The organism is Buttiauxella sp. WJP83, from assembly GCF_027594725.1.
Classification (GTDB): Bacteria; Pseudomonadota; Gammaproteobacteria; order Enterobacterales; family Enterobacteriaceae; genus Buttiauxella; species Buttiauxella selenatireducens.
The window spans coordinates 3,472,026-3,494,799 of sequence record NZ_CP110080.1 but is presented as its reverse complement, the minus strand read 5'-3'; the positions used below and the strand labels follow the sequence as shown (position 1 = coordinate 3,494,799).

The following is a 22,774-nucleotide window of genomic DNA, read 5'->3' as shown; positions in this document are numbered from 1 at the left end:
AGCAATGAATAGCATCAAGCTGGAGTGGAAACGTGGTGACTGGGCAGCGTATTTCGGGTTAATGACTAACAACCTGACCAACTTGCTGACCATGATGGGGTTGCTCATTTTTGTGGTGGGTATTCCGACAGAAATTGTTTATGGACGTATTGCGCCAGCCTTCGGGCTGGCGGTACTGGTCGCAAGCGTGTGCTACGCATGGTTTGGTTTGCAACTGGCAAAAGAGACAGGGCGAAAAGACGTCACCGCGCTGCCGTCCGGACCCAGCGCGCCGTCGATTTTTACCGTGACATTTTTGGTGCTGATGCCGGTTTATCAGCAAACGGGCGATGCCGAGTTTGCGATTCAGATTGGCCTGGTGTGGTGCTTTGTTGAAGCGATGATTCTGGTGGGCGGTTCGTTCCTTGGCGAAACCATCCGCAAGATGATCCCGCGTACCGTGTTGCTGTCGTGTCTGTCTGGTCTGGGTCTGTTGCTACTGGCTATGAACCCGATGTTGCAGGCTTTCGAAGCACCAACGGTTTCATTCATCGTGCTGTTGCTTATCTTCATTAACTGGTTTGGCAAAAAGCCTATTTTTGCCCGCATTCCGACCGGTTTGTTGCTGCTGGTTGCCGGTACGGCGCTGGCCTGGATTTCAGGTCTGCAAAGTCCGGAAGCCATCAAAGCGTCAATGTCATCGTTCGGGTTTAACCCGCCATCGATTCATGTTGATAGCTTCCTGCAAGGCTTGCCACATGCGCTGCCTTACCTCGCATCCGCAGTGCCGTTGGGCCTGGCGAACTACATTTTCGACCTGGAAAACATCGAAAGTGCTCACGCCGCAGGGGATGAATACAACACGCGTAAAGTGATGCTGACCAACGGGCTGGCGTCAACGCTCGGTTGTCTGATGGGGAACCCGTTCCCGGTCACGGTGTATGTCGGTCACGCAGGCTGGAAAGCAATGGGCGCAAGTATCGGTTATACGCTGGCGTCAGGCGTGACGATGTTTATCGTGCCGTTGTTCGGGTTGGGGGCGTTCATGCTCGCCATTATTCCGATGACCGCGATTGTGCCGATTCTGGTGTTTATCGGTGTGGTCACCGCCAACCAGGTGGTGCGCGAAACGCCGAAAATTGAGGTACCAGTTATCTTTATCTGCCTGTTCCCGTGGATAGCCAACTGGGCGCTGACCATGGTGAATAGCGTGATGGCAGCCGCAGGAACGTCGGCGGCGAAAATCGGCCCGGAAGCGCTGGCTCACAAAGGCGTGTTTTATCAAGGGTTGGTGCATTTGGGTAACGGCGCGCCGCTGGCCAGTATGTTGTGGGGCTGCGTGGCTATCTTCGCCATTATCAACAAACCGTTACGTGGCGCGATTGCGGCGGCAGTTGGTGCGTTGCTGGCTCTGTTTGGCGTGATCCACGCGCCGATGGTCGGCATTGCGCAGGGCAGTTCGCTGATGTTCGTCACTGCGTATTTGATGATGGGCGCAATGTTTGTGGTGAAGCATGTGTTGGACCGACGTGAAGCGGCGGCGACTGCCGTGACGCCGGTTTCTGATAGCTAATTTTCTCCCCTCACCCTAACCCTCTCCCCTGGGAGAGGGGACTGTCCGGCGTTCTCCCTCTCCTGGGGGAGAGGGGACTGTCCGGCGTTCTCCCTCTCCTGGGGGAGAGGGGATTGTCCGGTGTTCTCCCTCTCCTGGGGGAGAGGGCCGGGGTGAGGGCGACTAACCCTACAAGGCATAACACATGAAACAACTCGTAGTCGTCGCCATCGGCGGCAATAGCATCATCAAAGACAACGCCAGCCAGTCGGTTGAACATCAACAAGTGGCAGTAAAAGAAGTCGCTCAGACGGTGCTGGAAATGCTCTCGTCGGATTACGACATTGTGCTGACGCACGGCAATGGCCCGCAAGTGGGCTTAGATTTGCGCCGTGCGGAAATCGCCCATGAGAAAGAAGGGCTGCCGCTCACCCCGCTGGCAAACTGCGTGGCAGATACCCAGGGCGGCATCGGTTATTTGATTCAACAGGCGCTTAATAATCGCCTGGGGAAACAGGGCGATAAAAAAGCGGTCACCGTGATTACGCAAGTGGAAGTGGACCCCAACGATCCGAACTTTGCCCATCCCACTAAACCGATTGGCGCGTTCTTCAGCATTCAGCAGTGTGAAGCGCTGAAAATCGCGCACCCTGACTGGCAGTTTGTCGAAGACTCTGGGCGCGGATACCGCCGGGTGGTGGCCTCACCGGAACCTCAACGCATTGTTGAAGCCGATGCCATTAGTGCGCTTATCAAACAAGGTTTTGTGGTGATTGGCGCAGGCGGCGGAGGCATTCCTGTGATCCGCACCGGAGAGGGCGACTATCAAAGTGTGGATGCGGTTATCGATAAAGATCTCTCGACCGCGCTGCTGGCCCGCGAAGTGAAGGCGGATATTTTGGTCATCACTACCGGCGTTGAGAAAGTGTGTATTCACTTTGGCAAGCCAGAACAGCGAGCCCTCGACGAAGTGACGGTCGAGCAAATGGCACAATTTAGCGCGCAGGGGCATTTCCCACCGGGAAGCATGCTGCCGAAAATCACCGCCAGCCTTGCGTTCCTGCGTAACGGCGGCAAGCGCGTCATTATCACCACACCGGAAAAATTACCCGCCGCACTGCGTGGCGAAACCGGGACTCATATCGTTAATGCTGAATAGCGGGAGAAATCGATGAATAATGCAGAAAAAAGCCGTCGCGAGTTTTTAAGCGGTGGGACAAAAGTGGCTGCGGCCTGCGCACTTTTTGGTGCCACCGGTTCAATGGCGTATGCTGCAAAACCCGCAGCCACCGTTTGTGAGACCGATAACCGCATGAGTGCCATTAAAGAATCGCATTATTACCTCGACAACGTTCTGCTGGAAGCAGGGTTTGTGCGCGACGGGCAGAATGTCGTGGGAACGGAAACCGAACTGAAAACGCTGGAAATTAAAGACGGCGTTATTGCGGCATTGCTCGCAAATAAACAGCATCCAGACGCCACGCTGCCACACTATGATGCGTCGGGCAAACTGCTGCTCCCCGCGATGCGTGACATGCACATTCATCTGGATAAAACGTTTTACGGTGGGCCGTGGCGCGTGCATTCACGTCCGGCAGGCACCACCATCCTGGATATGATTGCCCTTGAGCAAAAACTGTTGCCGGAACTGCAACCGGTCACCCAGGAACGCGCAGAAAAACTGATTGATTTGATTCAGTCGAAAGGCTCGACCATCGCGCGCAGCCACTGCAACGTAGAGCCGGTGTCCGGGCTGAAAAATCTGGAAAACCTGCAAGCCGTGTTAGAGCGCCGCAAAGCCGGTTTTAGCTGTGAAATTGTGGCGTTCCCACAACATGGTTTGCTGCATTCAAACTCGGTGGCGTTGATGCGTGACGCGATGCAAGCGGGCGCTCATTACGTAGGTGGACTGGATCCGACTAACGTCGACGGCGCGATGGAAAAATCGTTAGATACCATGTTCCAGATTGCTATCGACTACAAAAAAGGCGTGGATATTCACCTGCATGAAACCAGCCCTGCGGGTATTGCCGCCGTTAATTACATGGTGGAAACCGTTGAGAAAACCCCGGAGCTGAAGGGCAAGCTGACCATTAGCCACGCTTTTGCGCTGGCCATGATGAACGAAAAAGAAGTGGACGCTATTGCCACGCGTATGGCCGCGCAACAAATCACCATCGCGTCTACGGTGCCGATTGGCACCATGCATATGCCACTCAAGCAGTTGCAAGAAAAGGGCGTGTTTGTGATGACCGGCACCGACAGCGTTATCGACCACTGGTCGCCGTATGGTTTGGGCGACATGCTGGAGAAAGCTAACCTGTATGCGCAGCTTTATATGCGCGTGAGTGAAGAGAACCTTTCCCGATCGCTGGCGATTGCCACTGGCAACGTGCTGCCGCTTAACGACAAGGGCGAACGCGTGTGGCCAAAAGCGCAGGATGAAGCGAGCTTCGTGCTGGTGGATGCATCGTGTTCTGCCGAAGCCGTCGCGCGTATCTCGCCACGTACGGCCACCTTCCATAAAGGCAATTTGGTTTGGGGCGAGCTTAGCGTGTAAAGAGAAACATCCTGCCCGGTAAAAAGGGCAGGATGATTGCCAGCCAGTTAACTACGCCAGAACGTTCTTGATAACAGAATCAATACCGGATAAATCTCCAGTCGCCCTAATAGCATGGCGGCGCACATCAGATATTTTGCGCTATCGCTCAGCGTGCCAAATCCTGCGGCCGTTTCCCCAAATCCCAACCCCATATTGTTGATACAAGCCGCGACGGTGGCAAATGAGGTCAACAGGTCATATCCCTGTAGATTGAGCATCCAGATAAAAAAGCAGGTGCAAACGACGTAGAGGAAGAAGAAGCTCCACACCGAGCGCAATACCCGGTCGTTAACCGGCGAGTTGCCCACACGAATACTCATAATGGCGCGCGGATGCGCCAGTTGATGTACTTCATGGCGGCTTTGCTTAAATAACACCAGGAAACGGAGCGCTTTAATCCCCCCGCAGGTTGACCCCACACAGCCGCCAAAGAAACTGGCCGACAACAGTAGAACGATGGTGTGTACCGGCCAGGAGGCGTAATCAGCCGTGGCCAGGCCGTTATCGGTGATCATCGAGCTGGTGAGGAAAAAGGCATGCACAAACGATGCGGGCAGGGAGTACATTCCTGCGCGCCAGACTTCGAGGGTGATAATCAGAATGACGATGCTTGCGACCAACAGGAAGAATCGCAGTTCTGCACTCTTGATAAACGGTTTAAAACTGCGGCGTGACAGAGCCACAAAATAGAGCGTGAAGTTGATCGCCGAGAGTAACGAAAACCCCCCAGCTACCAGTTCAATCGCGTAGCTGTCGTAAAAGCCAATGCTCTCTGTACGGGTCGAAAACCCGCCAAGTGAAACAGTAGAAAGGCCGTGGCAAATCGAATCAAAGAAAGGCATGCCCGCCAGCCAGAACGCCAGCGTACAGGCGGCACCCAGCAGCAAGTAAGTCAGCCACAGGCTTTTCGCGGTATCGGCAAGGCGTGGGGTGAGGCGCTCTTCTTTAAATGGCCCCGGCATTTCAGATTGATACAGTTTCATCCCCCCAATGCCAAGCAGAGGGAGCACCGCGACGGCCAGCACGATAACGCCTAACCCGCCAACAAAATTTAGCTGTGCGCGGTAATAGAGAATCGATTTTGGCAGGCCTGAGACGTCGTTAAAAACCGAGGCTCCGGTGGTCGTAATGCCCGAAACGCCTTCAAATATGGCATCGGCAAGTGACACATTGTAGCTGTCATCAAGCCAGAGCGGCATCGCACTGATAAGCGAAAAGAGCAGCCAAAACAAGACGATGATGATAAATCCATCGCGCGTTTCAAGCTGAATATTTGTGCGCCCGGTAACAGCCCAGCCTATCCCGCCAAGGGAAAAAGTGATGATAAACGTATAAAAAAAACCAAACAGGCTGCGATCTTTCTCGATTAATGCCAGCACCATGGGAGGGATCATGGTCAAGCTGTAGAGCACCACCAAGAAAGCGCAGAGGTGAATCACGATTCTAAAACGGGTTGATATATACATCAGATAAACCCAGATACCTGTGTTGTTCAGGTATTTCAATCAAGTGCGGATGGCAAAGTATAGGGTACTTGGGTGGGGAAAGTGGTCTGCTATGGAGGGATACGGGAAAATAGACTAATGGGCAACGCGCAAGTTGCCCATTTCAGTTAATCAGTTCAGCGCTTACTTCTTGTTGTACACATCGGCTGTGCCGTGAATTTTATTCTCGGTATCAGCAGACGTCACAACGTAAAACTTGCCACCCAACTCATCAGCTTTTTTGGATAGCTCAGCTTTGGCATCACTAGGTGCCGTTTCACCGCTGGTAGTGATAGTGCCGATTTTTACATACTCATCTTTATGGCTGTTATACGCTTCCTTAGTCAGCAACTCAGCGGACATGGCGCTAAAAGAGACTGCGCCCAAAGCTAATGTTGCAATAATGACTTGCGCTATTTTCATGACAAACCTCATTTTATTGGTTGTGGAAAATACAATGCGATCCCTACGCTATTGACTATGGTCCAGTTTTTGAGTTTTGCCAGTTTTTTATTGTTTAAAAATAAACGAATGGATGCTGCTAAATGCTGTTGAGTTGTCAGGAGTCGACAAGTTAGTTTCTGATGACTTTGTGAGCGGGACGCTAACCGGTCATAGGAAAACTGTTGTAGGGTGGATTTGGAAAGAGAGGCCCATCACTAAAAATAAATCAGTTCGACTCTGTTTATTATCATTGCTGTGATTGATGTCTGAATAGTAAATTAAATTTATTCCAGTTTATTTTTGTTTATTTAAAAATAAAAAATGCATTGTGTTTTATTGCACTTTAAAGGTAATGATTAATTACCGTGCTAACTGAATGATGTAAGTGATTCTATCGTTTGGCTTTGTAGGATTTAGCCATTTTTATAATCCCAAAGTACGAAGTCTTCAGGTGCTACGTGGCATATAACCCAGGCCAGTGCTGGGCCGTTAATGCTATCTCTCTCATTATTTAGGGGTATTTCTTCTGGTTAAAAGCATTACAACTGCTTACATAACACATGTCAGTAAAAAATGACCTTTTACAGATTTTAATTCTGATTAATTGCCATTGATGTAGTTATAAATACCATTTATAAATACAATTGCAGCATTGTTATGCGGTATATTGTGTTTATATAAATGTATTAAACTATTCATTCTCTCCGTGCTGCCCATTCTTTGCAAGTGTGCCTGTTTGTTCTATCATGGAAATAGTGGAGTGAATTCAATGAGTATTGAGTACATTCCTATTACTGTAATAATCGCTCGCCTATTTTAATGCAATACCAGCTATTAGCTGGCCTGCCTTTATTGTGCCAGGTCAGGATAACTACGTGGTCACTATTAATTGGAATAACCTCATCATGGAAAATAACGAACTATCCACCGTCGTCGAGAAAAGACTGGTTGCCAGATTTCTGGATATGTTCATCAAGCTTGTTCTTATCCTGGGGCTAGGGTCTTTCTGTTTTACCGTCCTTTCACCTTTCATGAATATGTTGCTGTGGGCGCTTATTTTGGCGGTCACACTGTATCCGTTACATCAGCGTTTCGCGTCCAGAATGGGAGGCAAACAAGGTTGGGCTGCCACGGCTCTGGTGCTGCTCGGCATTGTCTTAATCGTGCTGCCAACCATCGCCATGATCACCTCTTTGGGTGACAGCGTAAGCAGCCTTGTGGAAAAAGTCAGCAGCGATAACCTGGTTATCCCTGCACCTGCTGCTCACATCGCGTCGATCCCGGTAGTGGGTGGGAAAGTGTACGTTTTGTGGCTCAAGGCTTCGACTGACTTACCTGGCCTCATCAGCAGCTATCGCCCACAACTGGGGGATATCGCTAAACAGGTTGTGGGTGTGCTGGCGAGTATGGGCGGGGGATTGCTTGGTTTTGTCTTCTCTTTCATCGTGGCTGGAATCATGATGGCCTGGGGTGCAGCGGGTGCCTTGAGCGCCGATCGCATTGCCATACGCATCACTGATACACAACGTGGCCTTGCGTTGACCAAACTGTGTACCGGTACTATCCGTGCCGTTGCGATGGGGGTTATCGGGGTCGCCTTCATTCAGGCACTGTTGGCTGGGGTTGTCATGGCCATTGCGGGTATTCCTGCGGTGGGTATCTTCTTTGTTTTGGCGCTGATTCTGGGTATCGCTCAGGTACCGGTTATCCTGGTCACGGCTCCGGCTATTGCCCTTATGTGGATGAATGGCGATCACGGTATGGTGATGAATGTGGTCTTTACCGTGCTGCTGCTGATTGCGGGTATGGCCGATAACGTGCTGAAACCTTTGCTGCTGGGACGCGGTGTCGATGCGCCGATGCCTGTGGTGCTGTTAGGTGCGCTGGGCGGCATGGCAGCCAGCGGTATTCTGGGTATGTTCGTCGGGGCGACGTTGCTTTCCATCGGTTATCGTATCTTCATGGCCTGGGTAAACCAGGGTCCAGATGGCCTGGCGGCGAGCGGAAAAGATGCTCAATGACAGTCATTTTGGGCGCTTCCTGTTAACAGGGGGCGCCTGCCTGGTCTTGTCCGCATGTACGGTTCTGGGGCCTGATTATAAGGCCCCAAACGTTCCGGAAATGACCCAGTGGCAGCCAACCACCCAGGGCATCTCTTCCCGGACATCCTCGCAAAACTACGACCAGTGGTGGATTCAACTCAACGATCCCACGCTGACGGCGCTTATCAATGAAGCCTTACGCAAAAACCCTGACGTGAAGATTGCGGGGCTGCGTCTGTTGGAATCACGCGCCCAACTGGGGATTGCTGAGAGCTTACTTGGCCCGCAGGCAACCATCGGAAGTGGTGAGGTGATTACTGGCGGCCAGCACCGTGATAACCGTTACATTTCAAGCACCAACTATGGCGCAGGCTTCAATCTGGGCTGGGAAATTGATTTTTGGGGCAAATTCCAGCGCGGTGTTGAATCCGCCGATGCGAGTTACTTCGCAACGCTTGCTCAGTACGATGATATTCAAGTGCTGATGGCTGCACAGGTGGCGCAGATTTATGTGAGTATCCGCACGCTAGAAGCGCGCCTGGATATCACGCGCAGCAACGCCAAAATTCAGCGACGCAGCCTCGAGATCACAGAGAAACTGTTCCTGAGCGGCAACAGTGCCGAACTGGATGTGCAACAAGCGAAAACCCAATACTTGTCGACGCTCTCCAGTATCCCTCAGCTTGAAACCAGTCTTCGCCAGAGCCAGAACGCGTTGAGTGTACTGCTGGCACGAAAACCCGGCCCGCTGCCAGAAATGGCGACGAATACAGGTGAGCTCCCGCAAGGCAATTTGTCGCTGGTGTCAGAGCTGCCCGCCGACTTGTTACGCCGTCGGCCTGATGTGCGCGTCGCCGAACGCCAGCTGGCTGCTCAGTCGGCACTTATTGGTGTCGCAGAAGCCGAACTCTATCCTTCAATTTCGCTTATCGGCAGCGTCGGGATCAGCGGACGCAATGGCGGCAGCAACTCGTTATCCTGGGCCGCCGGGCCGACCTTCAGTTGGAATCTGCTCGATCAAGGGCGGCTCGGTAATCAGGTGCTGGTACAAGACGCTCGATTCCTGCAACTGCATGAACGCTATCGGGATGCCGTGTTCCAGGCCGCGCGTGAAGTTGATGATGCGGCCACTGCTTACGCCAATGGCAAAGATGAAATCGAGTTGCTGACCCAAACCGGGGAGGCGGCTAACCGTTCTCTGGATATTGCCAATACGCAATATCGCGAGGGGATGGCTGACTTCCAGCGTGTACTGGATTCGCAAAGAGCGCTGTTCAATCAACAGGAGCGTCTGGTGAACAGCCGTGGCGCACTGATGCGCGATCTGATTACGCTCTACAAAGCACTGGGTGGTGGCTGGGAGAAAGGGCGTCAGCGTCCGTTGGTAGACAAAGAAACCGATGCCCATTTACGTGAGCGGGATGACTGGATCCCGTTGCTTGATGCTCCTCTGCCAGCAGCAACCGATCTTAAAGAAGGTAAACAGCAATGACCGAACCCTCATCCCCGGCGGGAAAAGCCAGTCGTCGCGGCGTGTTAACGCTCCTCGCCGTGATCGTTTTACTGCTCTGCTGGTATTTAGCGGCCGACAGGCTCACGCCCTATACCTCTCAGGCCAGAATTCAGGCATTTGTGATCCCAATATCCGCAGAAGTCTCAGGCCAGATCCAGAAAGTGTATGTGAAGGACAATCAACGGGTAGAACCTGGCGATCGGTTGTTCGAACTGGATCCAGAGCCTTACGACATCGCACTGTCAAAAGCGCGTTCGGATTATGAAACGGTTCTGAGTTCGGTCAAGGCAAACTCTGAAACGATTGTTGCCGCCAAAGCCGGTTTGCAGGCGGCGACAGCCGCTTACCAGAATGCGGCTAAAGATGCTGAACGCCAGGAGCGTCTGTATCGGGAAGACCCTGGTACGATTTCAGTGCGTCGTCTTGAAGTAGCGCAAGCCACACGTGAAACCGCGCGTAGCTCGATGGCCGCCGCCGCGGCGGATGTACGCCGTGCCACTGAAGCGGCAGGCCTTGCGGGTGAAAACAACTCACAACTGTTGAGTGCGCGTTCAGCAGTGAAGAAGGCCGAGTTGGACAGGCAAAATACCGTCGTCGTGGCCACCAACCGTGGCCTGGTAACGGATTTGCGCACTGATATTGGCCAGTTCCTCGGGGCAGGCGCACCGGTGATGACGCTGGTGGCGATTAACGATGTCTGGATTAGCGCAGACATGACCGAGAACAACATTGGCAACGTGAAGCCAGGTGCTGAGGTGGCTATTCTCCTCGACAGCATGCCTGGCCATATCTTCACAGGGCAGGTGCGCAGTATCGGTTATGGCATCAGTGCCTCCCAAAGCCAGCCTGCGGGCGTGCTGCCAACGGTCGACAATAACCGCGATTGGTTGCGTCAGGCGCAGCGTTTCCCCGTGAAAATTGCGTTTTCTAAAGATGACTTCCCCCCAGCCGAAGGTTTGCGGGTGGGTGGGCAAGCTGATGTGCTGGTGTACGCGAACGGCAGTGGCCTGATGAGCTTTTTAGGTAGCATCTACATCCGGTTGATGAGCCTGTTCTCGTATATCTACTAAGGTGCTGCACCATGCATAACGGAGATCGCGCGGTACTGAGGATAGGCTTCGGAACAGCCATTGCGGCGCTGGTCTGTTTTGGACTCGCGCTACCGATGCCCCATCTGGGGTGCATCATGGCCTGGATTGTGCTGTGTCAGGGCAAACCGTTACCGATCAAAAAAGGGATCGTGGTTGGCATCGTATTGATGGGGACCATGATTGGTGGCGTGCTAATGGTGCCCTTACTGACGCATTATCCGCTGCCTGCACTGCTGTTCACCGGCTTGCTGCTTTATCTGCTGATGTTGATGGGGTTGGCGGGAAAAGGCACTCAGGCGATGCTGCTGATAACCGCAGTTACCATTATTCCGATTGCCGGTCTTATCGAACAATCACTCGCCATCGGCATCGCTCAAATGATGGGCCTCGGCATTATTATCGGTACGGTGGTTAACCGGTTTGCACTGGCGATCTTTCCTCCGCATCCCACACCGGCTGCGGCGGCGAAAGTGTCGCTTTCACCTGACTCTCCACACCAATTGGCCTTACGCGCGGTACTGATTGTGTTACCGGTCTGGCTTCTGGCCTTGAGCAACCCCGCTTTCTATATCCCGGCGGTAATGAAGACCGTGATGCTGGCGCAGCAAACCAACACGCTGGCCGCAAAGCAGGTGGGGCGAGAGCTGGTGTTTTCGACGCTGATGGGAGCAGTACTGGCGGTGGTGATGTGGTTCGGGTTGAGTATCTGGCCATCGCTACTGATGCTGGTGCTGTGGCTGGCACTGGTCAGCCTGTGGGTTGGCCGACGGATGGTGCGGCTGGTGGCGAACCGGTTCACGCCTTCTTTCTGGAGTAATGCCTGGGTTACTTGTCTCATTTTGTTTGGCCCGGCGATTCAGGATAGTGCTGCGGGTAAAGACGTCTGGTTGGCATCAGCTATGCGTTGTTCTTTATATGTTGCGGTTGCCCTCTATGGTTGGGCATGTGTTGTGATTATTGAACGCTGGCACCCGAGTGGCCAGCCCGCGGTGGAAGCCACCCCTGGAGAGTAATATGTTGCTGGTTTTTCTGACGGGGATGCCGGTCATCCTGATAAATATGCTGTTGCAGTCGTGGGTGTCTATCGGCTGTATTCGTTTTTACATCAAACGCTTTCACCAACGAGAAGGGATGTTTGCAGGGGTGCTGGCACTTTTCGGTATCATCATGATTGTTCTGATTGGCAACCTGCTACAGATTTTGCTTTGGGGAATGTTGTTCCTGTGGCTGGGGGAGTTCTCCACGCTGAAGGAAGCCGTTTACCACTCAGGCGTTAACTTCGCCACGCTGGGTTATGGCGACATCGTCATGAGTCCTCAGTGGAAACTGCTGGGCCCACTGGAAGCGGTGAATGGCGCGCTGATGATTGGTCTGTCGGGTGCCAGCATGCTGGCGGTGTTGCAGCATCATATCCGCAAGCAGCTTGGGCAGATTAAGTAATTCAATGGGTGAAGTTTGTCATTGAAGCCTCGATGAAGAAACCCTCTTCGTCGAGGCTTCAAATAAAATCATTAGTGAATAAGGGAAAATAATCTTTTTTTATTAGATGCGCCATTTTCGCTCAAACTATACTTGTAGTTAACTCAATTTGTCTGAGTTTGACTCTCATTCTGCTATCGCTTGTTGATTCAGACTATGGTTTGCGCGAGGGTGTTATGAATATCAATTCAAAAGATTTATTAGCCTGGGATATTGTGTCGATTGCTTTGGATGATGTAGACCCCACCGAGAAAAAATATCTCAGCGAGATCGTCTATAATTCTCATGATATGAAGGATATGGAAGAACTTCCTGGGGCTTTCGATTCCGGAGAGGTATTGCAATATACCTCGCAGCAACTGTTTTTTATTATCAAGTATGTTCTCGGGATCATTGCGCCTGTATTTCTTGAGAAGATGGTGTCAATAAGTCTGGATAAATTAAAAGAATACTTTAAAGACAGTCATTCTAACTCTAAGAATGTAGAGTATAAAATCAATCACTCACCGGATGAAGTGAGGAAGTTGGTTTTTTCTTATTGCCTGAAAAATAAAATTTCGCGGGAGACGGCCGAAGTAATTGCTAATGCAATTATTGTTAAACTATACCTGGCTGAATCGAGGTAAAGTATGGACAGAATTGATCCTCTCTCATTCTATGATGAAACAAAAGTTGGTGTTAATTTATTAATTTTGATCATGTGTTTGATTTTTTACTATGGCTATGGACCATTTGTATTATTTCATCAAATCATCATAGATGATAAAGTCGCTGCTTCAGGTGTTTATGATGTTTGCATACTTATTGTCTTATCACTTGCCATTGGGATATACAGAAATGTTAGTCGCAACATTAAATATGGTGTGTGTCCACTTCCGATGGATGAGCGAGCAATAAATAAATTTTGCGAGGGTGTTTGCAGAAACCTCACTGCCAAAAATATCCGTATTCTTACTACCTCAACGATGGGTAGAAATGCTTTTTATCAGTACAACTTATTCAGGCCCTACATTGTCCTTGAAAAAGGTTTGCTGATGTCTTTTAACAAAGGTGAAGATATTTCTGGTGTGGTGGCGCATGAATGTGCACATATTTTCAGAAAAGATGCCTGGTATATTACTTACCTTCTTAATTTTACTTATGCATTTATCTCTCTCAGTTTGTTGAAAATTATTACTGCTGAAGTTCATTATTGGGGGATATGGTTAGATTATTCATTTGTGTTGCAAGGACATCTCACTCCATATGTTAGTTACTTTTTAAAAGCAATACCACAATCATTGTTTAATATACTTTATAATGTAATGTTTATTATTGCGGTCACATTGATTGCTCGCCATTTTATCCGTGTCAGGGAGTTACTTACTGATGAACTGGCTGCGCAGACAGGGTACAGGAAAAGTATTATCGAACGCTTGTCTCAAAGCAAAGCCAAGAAGTATCAGTTATTTTCTTTCCATCCGGGTTCTGAAAGTAGAAAAGAAAATTTAGCCAGTGGGTATCTTTGGGTAAAAGTCAACTACGGCCTGGTATTTTCTTTATCATTCATAATTATCAGTGCGGCATCTCTTGTTTCAGATAACTTATTTGAGTTTATTACATCATATCTTAATGTTAATGATTTAGATTCTATGTCTAAAAACATCGATGATATTGTGAGTGATCTTTACTTTACTGTAGGTACCGGTGTGTTAATAGTTGTTATTTCAATGGTGGTTATGAACCATATTAATAGAGTCTCTTCATCCTTGATTTACAAAGGGGTTAAACTCCCTTCTATATTTAGTAAAATGATTCTTCTCTTTATTGTTTCTTTAGCTGGGTGTCTGGTCTCCATTTTTGTAAAAACAGGGTTTATTAGAGATATTTATAGAGGGGAGATAGAAGGTGTCTCTGGGGTTTTATCTGAGGTTTTACCTTTGTTGATTATGTTTTCTTGCTATTTTTCAATCGCTTTGTTTAGCGGTGTTGTTGCCTCTTTTCTTTATATGAGGGTTAAAGTTAAATCTGCTTTTTGGAGAGTGGCTTATCTCGTCACTCTTTGGTTTGTCATTTATTTCTTGATATCAACTCTTGCGGGTGCCGCATTTTACTATGCTGGATTCTCAATCCAGATCAGGCAGTTTTATTTTGATTTGAGTGATTTAATTTTTCCGGGAGTGAGTGCGTTAAAAGATGAAGGAATCAAAGCTTTGCCTGCAATGTTAGCGCTTACCCCCTCGGTTATTTTATTACTGTTGGTTATTTTCGCACTGGTACCATTACCTGCAAGAAGTAACAATAGACGTATGCCATATGGATTAGATAACGCAAAAGTAATGTATACGGATAAACCCTATAAAAAGGAATTTAATCATCGAGTGAGATTTATTCGGAAAATAGAACGGCCGGTTGCTAGAAGTGCTTATCGGTTTGTGAATTTCCTGCATACAGAGAGGCGCAACCTCTCGGGAATAACATTAGCGCTTGTCGTGTTGGGTTTTGGTGTACTTTGCATATTTACTTTTAAAGCCGTTAACTATGTGTATCGATGGATTAATCCTGTCGTGGTAGTAACAAAGTCTAAACCTGTTACGGCATTTCAGTTTGATTATACATCTGGCCTCAATAAAGGAATCCGAACATGGCAAAGAGCCGGTAATGGAACATGGAGTGAGATTTATCCCGGCTCGGTTATGACAACGAAATTTACAGAAGTCGGGAAGACAATCGTCAAAGGATGTTCTGGCACAGTCGTCACGCAAAGCCCAAACCCGCAGTTTAGAATATTTATTCCGGACCAGGGATGTAAACAAATGTGGATCTGGTTTGAAGGGCAAAAAGGGGAATGGAATTATTTAGGCCGGATGAATAATTTTAGCTAAACCAAAAGATTAGATATAGCGTCAACATTCAGTAGGCCAGGCTGAATGTTGACGCATGATAGTGTTTCCGGCAGGTGCCCAGTGGTTGAGTCTTGTTCAGTGACGGGCTGGGAACCGCCGTGTTTAACGTCAAACATCACGCCGCCGTTACACAGTGGCAAATCCGCTTGCCGGTGATTATGAGCGCCGGGAGCAGGTGAGCGAATGCTGAACTACAATAGAGAAGAAATCAGTAAGCAGTACATGTGGCGATAATTCTAAACTTCATAATTATTTCATCGTATTAAATATTTTCTCCTTCTTGGTTTCTCTAATTATCACATTAAGTGCATGCAGCTAATTCTATTCAGTGAATTCATAGTGGAATCATTAAAATGAATAAACTCATTGGTTTTGCCGTTTCGCTCACGCTACTTTCCGGTTCTGTCTTTGCTGCACCAGCATCCACACCTGCGCCCGAATGTGTGAAGGTCGATAAAGCTCAAATTGAAGGTTTGTTTGATAAGTGGAACGAGTCTCTGAAAACGGGGAATGCGAAGACGGTTTCTGAAAACTACCTCAGCGATGCGGTTTTGCTGCCCACAGTCTCTAACCAGGCGCGTTTAACTGACGCGGAACGCATTGATTATTTTGAGCACTTCCTCGCGAAAAAACCGACCGGGAAAATAGACACTCGTACCATTCGCCTGGGCTGTAATAAGGCGATAGATACCGGTACCTACACGTTTACTTTCGCCGATAAGTCGACTGTTTCTGCGCGTTATACCTTCACCTACGCGTGGGATGGCAAAGAGTGGAAAATCTCGACACACCATTCTTCGGCTATGCCAGAGGGGTGATAGACAGAAACGTTGCTGGGGGCGGGCGGATTGTCACCGCTCCCCGCATATTTATATATCCTGGTTATTCCGCGCCGCTATTTCAGCAGAACTTCATATTGCGGGTTAAATTCATCGAATATCGGTAGTGCGGCTGCCCCTAATGCGGGCGTGTCGCTGCCGGACATGCCAATGCGAATTCTGGCTGTTTTCGGATACCGGCTGCGCACGGAATTATACAATGGTGTCAGACGGTTAATCAGCTTTTCAACCAGCGGTTGCGGCATCATCCCCCCGATAATCACGCACTGCGCATCGAACACACACTCCATAATATTAATCGCCTGGCATGCGGGTTCGATGGCGGTATCCAGCCAACTCTCGATTTGCGTTTCATCGACATTCAATAAATCTTCAGGCATGGCCGTCATCGGGTCGAGATCACAGGCTTCGTACGCCGCCTGTAACGATACATAGCGTTCCAGGCAGCCTTTATTCCCGCAATAGCAGTCACGGCCGCCCGGTTGCACCACCATATGGCCGATTTCGCCCGCATTGTGTGCATGCCCGGTGTAAATCCGCCCATCGGTAAAGATCCCCGCCCCCAGGCCCGTGCCGATATACAGATAAACGAATGAGGATAATTGCCTGGCGACACCGTGAAAACGTTCGCCAATGGCGGCGACCGTGGCGTCATTTTCTAGCGTCACCGGCCACCCGGTTAACGCACTTAAACGCGCTTCGATATCGACATTATCCCAGCCGTGGAGCGTGGTTGGCCCTTGTGAGGAGATACCCTCAACTCCAAAGGGGCCGGGCATGACAACACCGACGCCTAATATTTTTCGCCAGTCGATTTTCACCTGTTGGCGCATTTCTTGCTGTATGTGATCGATAAGGGCAAGCGTGGGTTCTGGCTGAGGTTTCTGCACATGGACAAGTTTGCGAAAGCGGACTTGCCCGGTGAGATCGACCAGCACAACCAGCAGCGATTGATGATCAAGATGGATGCCGATGGAATAGGCGCTATCAGGATTGAGTGTCAGCGGTGTTGCGGGTTGGCCACGTCCGCCCGCACGACGCGGCAGGTGTGAGGACAAAATGCCCACCTGTTCGAGTTCGGTTGCGATGTTGGACACCGTTTGGGGCGTGAGTGACGTGAGTCGCGCGATTTCAGCACGGGTGAGTTCCCCGTTGAGGCGGATAGCTTCAATGACGACCCGACGATTGTGGGCGCGGGCGTGTTCAAGATTGGTGCCAGAAGTGGTTATCACGGCCATGTATCCAGTGGGGGGAAACCATGTCAGTAATATAGCAATCAAATTGATTTTATATACCCGTCATACTTCAAGCTGCAGGGGTGTTGGCTGCACTCACAAACCCCAGTCACTTACTTAAGTAAGCTCCTGGGGATTTGCTCCCTGGCCGCCTACCTGCAACTCGAATTATTTAGGGTAGAAATACGATGAATTGAATTTGACGGTGGCATCACAGCTTTGAATGTTATTGCCATGTTAATGATGTTCGCCAGTTACTATTCATTATGAAGCTTTTCGATTTTGCTTTTACCACTCCAGTAGCAATACATCATTCGGCAGGGATGCAGGGCTGGCTTCAAGGCCGGGCCATTTTTTTTAGTCAATTAAAGCAATCAAATTGATTTAATCAACTTAACCCTGTTTCGGAGAATGACGATGAGCCTACGATTTACCCCTGCGGCCACCCTGTGCGCCCTCTCTGTACTCACGATGGGATACACCGCCAGCGCGCTTGCTGAAACCACGCTCAGTGCGCTGTTTATGACTCAGGCCGCCTACAGCGAAGCCGATATCCGCGCGATGACCGCCGATTTCACCAAACAGCATCCTGATATCAAAGTGAATCTGGAGTTTGTCCCATACGAAGCTCTGCACGACAAGATTGTCGCGGCACGAGGGGCGGGAGACAAAGGTTATGACGTGGTGCTTTTTGACGCCATTTGGCCTGCGGAATTCAACAAGTTTGGCCTGTTGCAGGACGTGACGACCCGTATCCCGGCCGATGTAAGCAGCAAAATTTTTGACGGCGCGATCGGAACCGTGACCTACAAAGACAAACGTTGGGGTATGCCGTGGATCCTGGATACTAAATATCTGTATTACAACAAAGCGATGCTGGCAAAAGCGGGGATCACTACACCGCCCGCCACCTGGGCTGATGTTGAGAAACAGTCTGCGATCCTGAAAGAAAAAGGCATTGTGAAATACCCGCTGGTCTGGAGTTGGTCGCAGTCTGAAGCGTTGTTGTGCGACTACACTACGCTGGTGTCGGCGTTTAAAGGTGAGTTCTATCAAGACGGTAAGCTGAACTTCACCAATGCGGGTTCAATGAAAGCGATCGATTACATGAAACAGACGCTGGATAAAGGGCTGACCAACCCGAACTCCCGTGAATATCTGGAAGAGGACGTGCGTAAGTCCTTCTCCAACGGTGATGCGGCTTTCGCATTGAACTGGACGTACATGTACAACATGGCAAACGACCCGAAACAAAGCAAAGTCGCGGGTGATGTTGGCGTGATCCCAGCACCAAGTGAAACCGCAGGCGGTGCATCTGGCGTGAACGGTTCGATGGGCTTGGGCATCGCCAAAGCCAGCGCACACCCGGATCAGGCGTGGGAATACATCAGCTATATGACCTCGCAGCCGGTTCAGGACAAATACGCCAAACTGAGCCTGCCAATCTGGAAATCGTCTTATGACGATCCGGCCGTACAGAAAGGCCAGGAGCCGCTGATTGCCGCTGCGAAAACCTCGTTGAACGTGATGCTCTCTCGTCCGGTGACGGCGGATTACTCCCGTTTGTCGAATATATTGCAGCAAAACATCCAGGCCGTTTTGCAGGGGAAAACCCCGGCGAAAGAGGGGATGGAAGCCGCAACAGCCGCCGCCGATCGTTTACGTTAGGTTTTTAAAAGCCAACACGCCCGTCATGGATGAACGATGACGGGCAAGGAATTATATGCAGACTTTACGCCAACGTGAGAAACATCAGGCCTGGCTGCTCCTCGCGCCCATGCTGATCATGATGTTTTTGCTGACCGCTTGGCCGCTCGTGCGCACGCTGTGGCTCAGTTTTACCGATGCGGGTTTGATTGGCGATGGCACAGCACCAGGCTGGGTGGGGAGCGAAAACTTTCTCTATGCGCTGACGGACCCCGACTTTCGCGAGGCACTCTGGCGAACGCTTTATTTCACCGCGGTTTCGGTGATGTTCGAGGGCATTATTGGCGTGCTGACGGCGCTGTTGCTCAACCAGCAGTTTTGGGGGCGTAGCGTGCTGCGAGTGCTGGTTATTTTACCCTGGGCGCTGCCGACTATCGTCAACGCCACCATGTGGCGGCTGAATTTCAACCCTGATTACGGCAGCATCAACGCCTTGTTAACTCAATCAGGGGTGATTGATAACTATCGCAGTTGGCTTGGCGACCCGTCGTCCGCCATTAATGCGGTGATGTTCGCTGATATCTGGAAGAACTATCCGCTGGTCACACTGCTGGTGCTGGCTGCGTTACAGACCATCCCGGACGATTTATATGAGGCTGCACGCCTGGACGGGGCATCGGCCTTCCGTCGTTTTCGCAAAATCACCTTCCCGGCGATTGCCGCCCCGCTGGCTGTTGCGCTGATTTTACGCACTATCGATGCGTTTAAAGTTTTCGACATCATCTACGTGATGACCCGTGGTGGCCCGCTGGACAGTACCAAAACGGTGAGTTTCTTTGTCTACCAGGAGTCTTTCAGCTATCTGCGCGCCGGAAGCGGGGCCGCTTACGCGATACTCATGACGCTGATTTGTGCCGTGTTGATTCTGATTTATATGGTGATGTTGTTACGCCAGCGTCGTTCGGGGGGCATCGAATGAAACAGAAAATCCGGCTTATTCTACGTTATGTTGCCGCCGCACTTCTTGCCGTGTCTATTCTGGCGCCGTTGTTCTGGATGTTTCTGATGAGCGTCAGTTCGGCGGAGGATTTGACCCGCGTTCCGCTGGAGTGGCTGCCGCGCCAGTGGGATTTCAGTCGCTATGCCAGTCTGTTGACCCTGGAAGCGGGGCAGCCGGGGGCTTTGTTCCTGCACGCTCTGGGTAACAGCTTGCTGGTGGCCTGCGGTGCTACGCTGATTTCGCTGCTGCTGGCAATACCTGCGGCGTACAGTTTTTCACGCTATCCCGGGCGCGAGTTCTGGTTGTTTGGCGGGCTTGCGATTTACATGGTGCCTCCGGTGGCGTTTGTGCTGCCGCTGTACTTTATTCTGGAAAAGCTGGCGCTGCTCAACACGCACATTGGGCTGATTCTGGTGTATTGCTCGATGATCATCCCGTTCCTGACCTGGATGCTGAAAAACCAGTTTGATGCGCTGCCCATTGATATTGAGCAGGCCGCGCGTCTTGACGGGTTGCGCTACTGGCAAGTTTTACTGAGGATAACTTTGCCGTTGGCAAAACCCGCACTCGGCGCCTCGGCCATGTTCGGTTGGTTGCTGGCCTGGGATGAGTTTTTCTACGCGCTGCTATTTACTAACAATATTAACGCCCAGACATTACCGGTCACGATTGCGGGTTTCACCGCCGGGCGTGCCACCGATGACGGCCTGATTGCCGCCGTCGGTATTCTTGCGGCTATTCCGCCGCTGTTTATTGCTCTTTGGCTGCAAAAAACGCTGGTGAGCGGGCTCACCGCCGGCGGCAGTAAAGGATGAATGCCAGCATCATGGGAAATGCAAAATAATGAAGAAACCAGAAACCCGCGCCACCCTGTACGTGGTGGGCAATATTAATGTGGATTTAATCATGAGTACGCTGCGTGAATGGCCGAAGAAAGGCACCGAAGCGATGCTGGAAAGCAGTTCGTTGCGCCCGGGAGGATCCGCTGGAAATTGTGCACTGGCGCTGGCGGCACTGGAATCGCCGTACCGTTTAGTCGCCAATCAGGGCAACGATCAGTTCACACCGTGGCTGGCGAGCCTGTTTCCTGACAGTGCACCACACTGGCCAACCTATGAGTGCGAAACGTCGCTGACGTTCGGCGTGACGCATCCCGACCACGAGCGCACCTTTTTCAGTAACCAGGGACACATCGTCCGTCTTTCTATGCAGGATGTTCTGGCGCAGATCCCGCAAGCCGCACAGCCTGGCGACTGGGTATTACTGTGCGGCACCTGGCTGTGTACTGCGCTGTATGCCGAATACCCACAATTGCTGGCAACGCTAAAAGATCGCGGATATTTCGTTGCCGTCGACAGTGGCTGGCCACCGCAGGACTGGAGCAATGCCCTGCGTGAGCAAACTGCAACCTGGCTGCCGTTTTGTGATGCGCTGCTGCTCAATGAAGTCGAAACCCTTGGACTGGCAGAGACATCTGCGCTTGATGAGGCCGCGCGGCGCTTGCTGGCGAAAATGCCAAAAAATGCATTTTGCGTCGTGAAGTGTGGGCCCGATGGCGCGCGTTTATGGGCAGCGAATCTAACGCTGCATCAGCCTGGGCAGCCGGTTGAGGTGGTCGACACCATAGGTGCCGGGGACAGTTTTAATGCCGGTTTTTTATCTGCGCTGATTTATGGACAGCCTCTTGCTACCGCGTTGCAATGGGGTGTGAGCGTGGCGGGGTGTGCGATCAGCAGTTCCCCGCGCCGTTATCCTGACTGGCAATCGCTTTTTGGCCTCGTGGAGAAGACCTGAATGGCTCTGGTTGAACTGGTAAACGTCGCCAAGAATTACGGCAAAGTGCAGGTGCTAAAACCGCTGAATCTCACCATTCCGGACGGTAGCTTCACCGTGCTGGTCGGGCCGTCAGGGTGTGGGAAATCGACGTTGCTGCGCTTGCTGGCTGGGCTTGAGTCACTGACCGACGGTGACATTTTGCTCGATAAGCAGCAGATCAATAATTTCGACCCTGCCGACCGTGATATCGCGATGGTGTTTCAAAGTTATGCGCTCTATCCGCATCTGACGGTTGCCGAGAATATGGCATTCCACATGCAGGTGAAGAAAGTGCCCAAAGCCGAACAAGAGGCGAAAGTGCAGCAGGCGGCGACCGTGCTGGGCATTGCCAATCTGCTAAAACGCTTGCCGAAAGATTTATCCGGCGGTCAGCGCCAGCGTGTGGCGATGGGGCGTGCGCTGGTGCGTAATCCCAAAGTCTTTCTGTTCGATGAGCCGCTGTCCAACCTGGATGCGCAGTTGCGAATGGAGCTGCGGGCGGAAATTAAATCGCTGCATCAGCAGTTTCGTACCACCACGGTGTACGTGACACACGATCAGATCGAGGCGATGACGCTTGCCGATAACATCGTGGTGATGAAAGACGGTTTTATCGTGCAGCAGGGCGACCCATTGTCGATTTACGACAGGCCGGCGAACACTTTTGTGGCCCGGTTTATCGGTTCGCCGCCAATGAATTTGCTAAAAGGTGTATTCCAGAATATCGACGGAAAACCGGGCGTGGCCTGCAATCAGTTGTGGTTCCGGCTTCCGGAGAAGTGGGTGCGCAAGGCCAACGCCCGTGAAGGCGAAGCCGTGACGCTTGGGCTGCGTCCGCACGATTTAAAACCCGTTGCGCAAAGTGAGTTGCCAGCAGCAACGTTGCGCTTACTGGAAGTCACCGGTGAGAGCAGTTTGCTGCACATCGACTGGAGCGGTTTCCCACTGCATGTGCAGTTCGCGGGGCGTATTCGTGCCAGTCATGACCAGACTCTGTATCTGGAAGCCAACAGTGAAGCGGTTCATCTGTTTGATGCGCAGACGGGGGAGCGGCTCGCGGAAGGGTGAAATGCCCTAAGAATTTTAGCGGTTGTTAGTGCGGCATTTCTTATCAATTTTAGATATAAAAAACGTTTATTTTTAATAAACATAGTGATATGTAATGCG

19 protein-coding genes are annotated in these 22,774 nt (G+C 50.9%); 16 read left to right on the top strand and 3 right to left on the bottom strand.

The window, feature by feature from the left end; genetic code table 11:
- Window positions 1-4 precede the first annotated feature (4 nt).
- The 3 genes from OH773_RS16180 to OH773_RS16170 all read left to right on the top strand — a co-directional run bounded on the left by OH773_RS16180 (window position 5) and on the right by OH773_RS16170 (window position 4,091).
- Window positions 5-1,552, top strand: a complete 1,548-nt coding sequence (locus OH773_RS16180) for a xanthine permease (protein ID WP_270139977.1) — start codon at window positions 5-7, stop codon at window positions 1,550-1,552.
- Window positions 1,553-1,736: 184 nt separating this feature from the next.
- Window positions 1,737-2,690, top strand: coding sequence for a carbamate kinase family protein (locus tag OH773_RS16175; RefSeq protein WP_270139975.1), 954 nt, complete (start codon window positions 1,737-1,739; stop codon window positions 2,688-2,690).
- A gap of 12 nt (window positions 2,691-2,702) precedes the next feature.
- Window positions 2,703-4,091, top strand: a complete 1,389-nt coding sequence (locus tag OH773_RS16170) for an amidohydrolase family protein (RefSeq protein ID WP_270139973.1) — start codon at window positions 2,703-2,705, stop codon at window positions 4,089-4,091.
- A 47-nt stretch (window positions 4,092-4,138) separates the two neighbouring features.
- On the opposite strand, the gene OH773_RS16165 is transcribed toward OH773_RS16170, so the two are convergent.
- Window positions 4,139-5,599 (bottom strand): TrkH family potassium uptake protein, encoded by a 1,461-nt coding sequence (locus tag OH773_RS16165; RefSeq protein ID WP_270139971.1) that lies wholly within the window; start codon window positions 5,597-5,599, stop codon window positions 4,139-4,141.
- Between the two features lie 162 nt (window positions 5,600-5,761).
- Window positions 5,762-6,040: a DUF1471 family periplasmic protein YahO gene (yahO, locus tag OH773_RS16160; protein WP_270139969.1), complete on the bottom strand. Its 279-nt coding sequence runs from the start codon at window positions 6,038-6,040 to the stop codon at window positions 5,762-5,764.
- Window positions 6,041-6,966: 926 nt separating this feature from the next.
- Here yahO and OH773_RS16155 point away from each other — a divergent pair.
- The 8 genes from OH773_RS16155 (at window position 6,967) to OH773_RS16120 (ending at window position 15,889) form a co-directional block, all read left to right on the top strand.
- Complete coding sequence (locus tag OH773_RS16155; RefSeq protein ID WP_333482182.1) at window positions 6,967-8,082, top strand: AI-2E family transporter; 1,116 nt, start codon at window positions 6,967-6,969, stop codon at window positions 8,080-8,082.
- The gene (locus tag OH773_RS16150) at window positions 8,048-9,595 is read left to right on the top strand and encodes a TolC family protein (RefSeq protein WP_333482169.1); all 1,548 of its coding nucleotides are present in this window, start codon (window positions 8,048-8,050) and stop codon (window positions 9,593-9,595) included. Before OH773_RS16155 ends, OH773_RS16150 begins: the two co-directional genes overlap by 35 nt.
- Window positions 9,592-10,686, top strand: a complete 1,095-nt coding sequence (locus OH773_RS16145; RefSeq protein WP_270139965.1) for an HlyD family secretion protein — start codon at window positions 9,592-9,594, stop codon at window positions 10,684-10,686. Before OH773_RS16150 ends, OH773_RS16145 begins: the two co-directional genes overlap by 4 nt.
- 11 nt (window positions 10,687-10,697) lie before the next feature.
- Window positions 10,698-11,720 carry a DUF2955 domain-containing protein gene (locus tag OH773_RS16140; RefSeq protein WP_270139963.1) on the top strand — a complete coding sequence of 341 codons (1,023 nt, stop codon included), beginning with the start codon at window positions 10,698-10,700 and terminating at the stop codon, window positions 11,718-11,720.
- 1 nt (window position 11,721) lies between these two features.
- Entirely contained in the window at window positions 11,722-12,147 is a 426-nt protein-coding gene (locus OH773_RS16135) for an ion channel (RefSeq protein ID WP_270139961.1), read from the top strand.
- A gap of 215 nt (window positions 12,148-12,362) precedes the next feature.
- Complete coding sequence (locus tag OH773_RS16130; RefSeq protein WP_270139959.1) at window positions 12,363-12,812, top strand: hypothetical protein; 450 nt, start codon at window positions 12,363-12,365, stop codon at window positions 12,810-12,812.
- A gap of 3 nt (window positions 12,813-12,815) precedes the next feature.
- Window positions 12,816-15,050, top strand: coding sequence for a M48 family metalloprotease (locus tag OH773_RS16125; protein ID WP_270139957.1), 2,235 nt, complete (start codon window positions 12,816-12,818; stop codon window positions 15,048-15,050).
- A gap of 374 nt (window positions 15,051-15,424) precedes the next feature.
- Window positions 15,425-15,889, top strand: a complete 465-nt coding sequence (locus OH773_RS16120; RefSeq protein WP_183271195.1) for an SgcJ/EcaC family oxidoreductase — start codon at window positions 15,425-15,427, stop codon at window positions 15,887-15,889.
- 77 nt (window positions 15,890-15,966) lie between these two features.
- Here the strand turns inward: OH773_RS16120 and OH773_RS16115 are convergent, their stop codons facing one another.
- Window positions 15,967-17,139 (bottom strand): ROK family transcriptional regulator, encoded by a 1,173-nt coding sequence (locus tag OH773_RS16115; RefSeq protein WP_270145909.1) that lies wholly within the window; start codon window positions 17,137-17,139, stop codon window positions 15,967-15,969.
- 423 nt (window positions 17,140-17,562) lie between these two features.
- On the opposite strand from OH773_RS16115, the gene OH773_RS16110 reads away from it, so the two are divergent.
- The 5 genes from OH773_RS16110 to OH773_RS16090 are packed head-to-tail and all read left to right on the top strand — an operon-like array spanning window position 17,563 to window position 22,675.
- Window positions 17,563-18,813 carry an extracellular solute-binding protein gene (locus tag OH773_RS16110; protein WP_270139955.1) on the top strand — a complete coding sequence of 417 codons (1,251 nt, stop codon included), beginning with the start codon at window positions 17,563-17,565 and terminating at the stop codon, window positions 18,811-18,813.
- 55 nt (window positions 18,814-18,868) lie between these two features.
- Entirely contained in the window at window positions 18,869-19,771 is a 903-nt protein-coding gene (locus tag OH773_RS16105) for a carbohydrate ABC transporter permease (RefSeq protein WP_270139953.1), read from the top strand.
- A complete protein-coding gene (locus tag OH773_RS16100) occupies window positions 19,768-20,607 on the top strand; it encodes a carbohydrate ABC transporter permease (protein ID WP_270139951.1) in 840 nt (279 codons plus the stop codon). The genes OH773_RS16105 and OH773_RS16100 overlap by 4 nt, the downstream gene beginning before the upstream one ends.
- A 28-nt stretch (window positions 20,608-20,635) precedes the next feature.
- Complete coding sequence (locus tag OH773_RS16095) at window positions 20,636-21,586, top strand: carbohydrate kinase family protein (RefSeq protein WP_270139949.1); 951 nt, start codon at window positions 20,636-20,638, stop codon at window positions 21,584-21,586.
- Window positions 21,587-22,675 (top strand): ABC transporter ATP-binding protein, encoded by a 1,089-nt coding sequence (locus OH773_RS16090; RefSeq protein WP_270139947.1) that lies wholly within the window; start codon window positions 21,587-21,589, stop codon window positions 22,673-22,675. It begins immediately after the preceding gene.
- The last annotated feature ends 99 nt before the right edge of the window (window positions 22,676-22,774 follow it).